Below are 414 nucleotides of genomic sequence, written 5' to 3' on the forward strand. Positions count from 1 at the left end.
CTAGTAATCCAACTATTATTTTTTAATCAATTAAAAATCAGTACTCTACATGACTCATACCTGAAACATCATAAATAGTTTTGGTGGCGGAAATGCACTAATACCTATCCAATTTCAATTAATATGCCAAGTTGGTAAAGTGAACGAAAATTTTTTTTTGCTCACTTTACAGACACAAATTTCGGGTCTAAATCACGATTGACTCGGTATACTATACCCTACTTGGGTAATTGCTGTATGATTATATAGTTCGTATCCTTAAATACGTTCCCTGGGTGATTCCTGATGATGTTCTGGTAAATAAACTCAACATCGTTCTTTGTTCCCTGGAAAATTGCGCTACCATTCATGTTAATATCACCGTTATAGTATCCTTTCAACTCATAAAAAGGTAAGGAGAGGGTGTTCCCGGGG

1 protein-coding gene is annotated in these 414 nt (G+C 35.3%); it reads right to left on the bottom strand.

Features of this window, described 5'->3' with window-relative positions; translation table 11 throughout:
• Positions 1-218: 218 nt before the first annotated feature.
• Positions 219-414: hypothetical protein (locus ACLD7X_RS19290; RefSeq protein WP_411425290.1), on the bottom strand; the 196-nt coding region annotated here is incomplete at its 5' end.

This window comes from Aphanothece microscopica RSMan92, assembly GCF_046613545.2.
GTDB lineage: Bacteria > Cyanobacteriota > Cyanobacteriia > PCC-6307 > Cyanobiaceae > NIES-981.